We start from the raw sequence: 4,316 nt of genomic DNA, 5'->3' as shown, positions 1-4,316 counted from the left end.
GAACGGCCCCGACTTTCCCGGCCTCCCCCTCACCAGCGCAGGCTCACGCGTGCCTGATGTCGTCGGACAATTGCTCGTCGAGCAGGATTGGGGCAAGGCGCAAGCGTCCTTCGCTCTTCGCCAGATCCGCTCGAACGATCTTTTTCCCGGCTTCCCCTTTGGCCAGTTCCCCGACACGCAATACGGCTACGCCCTTCAAGGCGGTCTGCAAGTAAACCTGCCGATGATTGCCGACGGCGACCAGCTCTGGTTTCAGGGCGGTTATTCCCGGGGTGCGCTGACTTATCTCGGTCTCGGCAACACGTCGTCCGGCGATATTTCACTGAGCCAGACAGACGCTTATGTGAATGCGTTCGGCAATCTGGAACTTGCCAGCGGCTGGACAGCAAATGTGATCTACTTGCATTACTGGGCGCCACAATGGCGCTCCGCTGCCTTCGGCTCCTACGGCGTCATCGACTACGACAGAGGCGCCACCGTCGCGACGCCCGCAGGCGGCTCGTTTGGCTTCGTCGACACCAGGGATTGGCGGGTCGGTGCAAACCTCGCCTGGTCGCCGGTGAGCGGCTTCTACATGGGCGTCGAAGGAATATACCGACGTGTCGACCCGCGCAGCCGCGTTTATGCAGGAAACGACCCCGGCAATCGGCTGATCAACTCGGCAGACGCGTGGGAAGGCCGCTTGCGGGTGCAGCGCGATTTTTAGACCGACGAGAACGGTCGCTCCTTCGCCCCCACTGAGATGGAGTCATTCACCGGAAGCAAATTGCTACGCCAGGGCGATGCGTCCCGAGACATTCTTTTCTTCAGAATAGGACGTTGTTCTGGTATCTTGAGTATTGCCTGACTTCGAATTCYGCATTCTCGCGAGGGCGTGATGCAAAGGCTTGCCTTCAAAGGGACCTTGGTCGCGCTCACTTCTGGAGCAGCGTTGTTGTTGGGTGGTGTCGAAGCCGTCGCCCAATCTCGCGTCTGGTCCAACTTTCAGGGTGCTTGGCTTGAAGAAACCAGAGACTGTCATGCGGTCTTTGTGACGACCAATAGCGGGCACGCTTTCAGGCGATCGATCAACATCTTTTTCCCAGCCTTCATTATTTCCGGCGATCAGATCCAAACGCCGCTGGCGACTTGTCGCTTTCGCTCCGCCACGACAGGCAGGGACAGCCACCGCATCTCATTTACTCTGTCGTGCAGAACCGCCGTCTCTGCGGCGGACAGGACCGCAACCATGTCCCGGACGCCCGATGGCTTTCTCATTCGATATCTCAACGAGGAGGACACCGCCGGCAGTCGGTACAAGCGTTGCTGATGTCAGCCGCCCATAGGCAACGGGCAATACGTTGATTGGCCTGGTGGCACGGATTCGAACGAAGATCGAAGTCAAAATCACGGACTTCGATCGCAACGCCCCCAAATCTCTAAGCGAGATGCGTTGGAATTTTCTCACCACGGAGGATTTTCGCTATGGCCGACACAAGCAACTATTCGAAGTTCGAGGGTCTCAGCCCCTTCGAAATCAAGGACGAGTTGATCCATCTCGCTCAGGCTGAATCGAACCGTTCTGCGCAGACCTTTCTGAACGCCGGGCGCGGCAATCCGAACTGGATCGCAACCCGCGCCCGGGAGGCGTTCTTTCTGCTCGGACAATTCGCGCTCACAGAGGCGAAGCGTGTTTTTGAAGATGATGAGGCCGGGCTCGCAGGAATGCCGGCACGCGACGGCAGCTACAAGCGTTTCAAAAAATGGATCGCGGAGCGCGAGAAGGACGAGGGCGCTGCAACGCTGAGCACGGCGGTCGATTTCGCCATCACCAAGTTTGCGTTCGACTCGGACGCCTTCGTTCACGAATTGACCGATTCCATCATCGGCGATCACTATCCGGTCCCCGATAGAAGCCTCGCCCACAATGAGGTCATCACCCACGAGTATCTTCTTTGGGCAATGTGTGCCGGCCACCGCCCGAACGTGAAGTTCGACCTTTATCCGGTCGAGGGCGGCACAGCAGCGATGTGCTACATCTTCAAGGCGCTGAAGAACCAGCGCCTGTTGAATGCGGGCGATACGATCGCGCTCGGCACACCGATCTTCACGCCCTATTTGGAAATGCCCCATCTCGAGGACTACGCATTGAAGACGATCTTCGTTCGCGCCGAGCGGGAAGATCTCTTCCAGCTGACCGACGAAGATTTCAAGGCGCTCGAGGACAAGAAGGTCAAGGCGCTATTCCTTGTCAATCCGGGCAATCCGTCCGCCGTCGCGCTGACGACGGATACAGTCAAGCGGCTCGTCAATTTCGTGAAGACCAAGCGGCCCGATCTGATGATCCTCACCGACGACGTCTATGGGACCTTTGTTCCGGACTTCGAGTCGATCATGGGTCACCTGCCGCGCAACACCATCGGTGTCTATTCGTTCTCCAAATATTTCGGCTGCACCGGGTGGCGGTTGGGCGTGATCGCGGTCGCGCAGGACAACATCTTTGACGAGATGATCGGCAAACACCCTGCGGCCACCAAGAAACTTCTGGACGATCGCTACAGAGCACTGACGCCCAAACCGAGCGACCTCAAGTTCATCGACCGCATCGTCGCCGACAGTCGTGACGTAGCGCTGAACCACACAGCAGGACTGTCACTGCCTCAGCAGGTGATGATGACTCTCTTCGGTCTCGTCGAAATGCTCGACGACGACAAGGTCTACCAGAAAGCCTGCATGCAAATTTGCGACCGACGTTTTCGCAAGCTCGTCGACGCCATGGGAATCGATGCGTCGGACGCCGGCCCATTCTACGATCGCTATTACGGCCTCATCGATTTCGAGTATACGCTGCGCAAGTATGTCGGCGAGGACGTGGTCAATTGGTTGAAGGAGAACGTCCATCCCCTCGATATCGCGTTCAAGCTCGCCCAGGATCACGGCATCGTCTTGCTGAACGGCTCGGGCTTCGAAGCCCCGAACTGGTCGGCGCGCGTGTCCTTCGCCAACTTGGATGACAACGCCTATGAAAACATCGGCAGAGCCGTGCGAGCGGTCGCACGAGGTTATGTTCAGGCTTATCGCGCTGCGAAGGGCGAACCCGTTCAGCCGTGAGATAAATGGAGCCGTGGGCGATTTTCAGCGGTCGTCCACGGCCCCCGGGACCGCGCGGTTGGCCTGACCGCCTGTCGTCGGTTTTTACGCGGGCAAACTCAGCCCCGATTGGGGCGTATCAGTCCGTCGAGGGATGTCGATGCGGCGCTCGACATCCTTGGCGGATTGGTCCGATTCGCGAGAGATCGCCCACAGGGTCCACACATAGATGGGGCGGTCGCATCTACCGATCGGCGATGTGGCTCGGTACGCCGGGCCCCGCCGGTATGGATGCGCACGGGTGGGCTCTACCGACCCGCCGTGTGACTCGACGCTAGCATGGCTCCGCGCAAGGCCCATCCTGACCGTCCTATCGGCTCGGCGCTACGCGTGATGAACTACCAAAAAACAGGATGGGCAGGCCGATCAGCCTGCCCTCTCCTCGCCAGTGCAGCAGACTATCCTTCAGCTCTCGACCAAATCGGGCTGACGTGGACAATCCCGTTACTTCACGAGCTCGATCTCGCTTGGCCTCCACGTCTTCGTGAAAAATGGTTCGAGCGGGCCGTAGAGACGCAGGCACGGAATAAAACCTTTACCTGGCATGGTCTGGATCCAATTGCCCCGAGCGACACCTTTAGGCTGTACCGGCGAGAACCAGACCGTCGTCGTGCCATCGGCGGCTGCTTCCGCGGCCGGTGACGGATAGCTCTGACTGCCCGCGCGCGGAAAGCGCTGCGGCGTATCGAGCATGGAGCGCGTCTGGTTGTCGTAAGCAATGAAAGACCAGAAGTTCGCGTACGGAATACCCTTCGGCAGCGTCACCTTGTAGGTCTTGGCGCCGTCGAAGGGCTGCTTGTCTGCGTCGACCAATGTCCATAGATACTGCGAGCCGATGCCAGGGACACGCATGGCCATCCCTGGCGTGATGCCGGTGACGCCGTAGAAGAAGGCCGTTCGCGAATCCAGCAAGCGGTACCCGGTGGGCGGATAGGGCTTGGCGCCAGCCGGTGTGATTTCCGGGATCGGTGTCTCGAACTCATACCCGCTGACGAACAGCTGGTTCACCCATCCCGAACCAGGGTAGTAATACCAGTCCTCAGCGCGAGGAGCCATGAACAGGGTGCGCGAGGTGGCGTTGGCCAATGCGACGGCCTCAGTGAGAATTTTCTTCATCCGCGCATCGGGTGCGAATGGCTTGCCCTTCATGATGCCGATCGCCGCCACTGAGCCCATCAACTCAGGAT

General features: G+C 59.1%; 5 protein-coding genes. 2 read left to right on the top strand and 3 right to left on the bottom strand.

Going from position 1 to position 4,316, the window contains the following annotated elements:
- Positions 1 to 706, top strand: a 706-nt coding sequence (locus AC1DT3_RS13195; RefSeq protein ID WP_477465707.1) for a porin, incomplete at its 5' end; no start/stop codon positions are given.
- Between the two features lie 63 nt (positions 707 to 769).
- Here the strand turns inward: AC1DT3_RS13195 and AC1DT3_RS13190 are convergent.
- Positions 770 to 1,114, bottom strand: a complete 345-nt coding sequence (locus tag AC1DT3_RS13190; RefSeq protein ID WP_477465706.1) for a hypothetical protein — start codon at positions 1,112 to 1,114, stop codon at positions 770 to 772.
- Positions 1,105 to 1,257, bottom strand: a complete 153-nt coding sequence (locus AC1DT3_RS13185) for a hypothetical protein (protein WP_477465705.1) — start codon at positions 1,255 to 1,257, stop codon at positions 1,105 to 1,107. Before AC1DT3_RS13185 ends, AC1DT3_RS13190 begins: the two co-directional genes overlap by 10 nt.
- A 207-nt stretch (positions 1,258 to 1,464) precedes the next feature.
- Between AC1DT3_RS13185 and AC1DT3_RS13180 the strand changes: the two genes are divergently transcribed.
- Entirely contained in the window at positions 1,465 to 3,090 is a 1,626-nt protein-coding gene (locus tag AC1DT3_RS13180) for a bifunctional aspartate transaminase/aspartate 4-decarboxylase (RefSeq protein ID WP_477465704.1), read from the top strand.
- Positions 3,091 to 3,573: 483 nt separating this feature from the next.
- Here the strand turns inward: AC1DT3_RS13180 and AC1DT3_RS13175 are convergent.
- Positions 3,574 to 4,316, bottom strand: a 743-nt coding sequence (locus tag AC1DT3_RS13175) for a DUF1214 domain-containing protein (protein ID WP_477465703.1), incomplete at its 5' end; no start/stop codon positions are given.

Source organism: Microvirga sp. P4_G7, assembly GCF_056401005.1.
Note: the sequence above shows the minus strand (reverse complement) of the source record. Positions and strands in the feature narration are given on the sequence as shown.

Coding starts and splice junctions, on each gene's coding strand:
- AC1DT3_RS13185 (WP_477465705.1), bottom strand. CDS start 1,257: ATGAGAAAGCCATCGGGCGTCCGGGACATGGTTGCGGTCCTGTCCGCC.
- AC1DT3_RS13180 (WP_477465704.1), top strand. CDS start 1,465: ATGGCCGACACAAGCAACTATTCGAAGTTCGAGGGTCTCAGCCCCTTC.